The sequence below is a fragment of the Pseudomonas sp. 2995-1 genome (genome assembly GCF_002742505.1).
GTDB classification, from domain to species: Bacteria; Pseudomonadota; Gammaproteobacteria; order Pseudomonadales; family Pseudomonadaceae; genus Aquipseudomonas; species Aquipseudomonas sivasensis.
The window spans coordinates 1-610 of record NZ_LJSA01000416.1; the positions used below are offsets into that span (position 1 = coordinate 1).

The window sequence follows — 610 nt, forward strand, 5'->3', positions numbered from 1 at the left end:
GATAGAGATCGTGGGGAAAACCCTTATGTTTGGTTTCCAGAAGGGGTCTCAGAACAAGAACTGGAATAAGAGTAACGTAAGCATCTTGTTGCGAAGATAAAAATAATTACATTCTTTCTTTAAAAATATGGCTGTCTCAAAAGGTATCACCTTTTGAGACAGCCATCTATTTTGACGAGGAAAGGCTGTTTTCATTACGTTTCGTTGCTCTTTCCATCACATTAATCATTAACTGATAGTCATTTTTGACAATTTCATATTCTTGTTTCAGCTTCGATAATTCACTTTCTAAAGCTGCGTTTTTTTCCATCAAACCTTGTAGTTCTTCTGTAGTAGCTTCATTTATACCAGAATTACTTTTATCACTTATTTCCTTTTTCTTTTCTAGTAACCAATCCACCATCTCATCAATAGTGCCTAACAATGGATTTTTCGTATGGTTTTTTTCCTCGATTTGAGTTACTGATTTAGAATAGTCTTCATTAAGTTCTTCTGTCTCAATATCTTTCAGCTTTAACTGCTTGCGTTGCTTCTTTGCCAATTGAATCGCGGATTCATACTTCTTCCTGATAATAGAATTCCACATGAAGCCACAGGCAGCATGTGTACG

1 protein-coding gene is annotated in these 610 nt (G+C 35.4%); it reads right to left on the reverse strand.

The genetic code is table 11. The features are described from left to right. Positions 1 to 166: 166 nt before the first annotated feature. On the reverse strand, positions 167 to 610 hold a 444-nt coding region (locus AOA61_RS31255), incomplete at its 5' end, for a hypothetical protein (protein WP_218197368.1).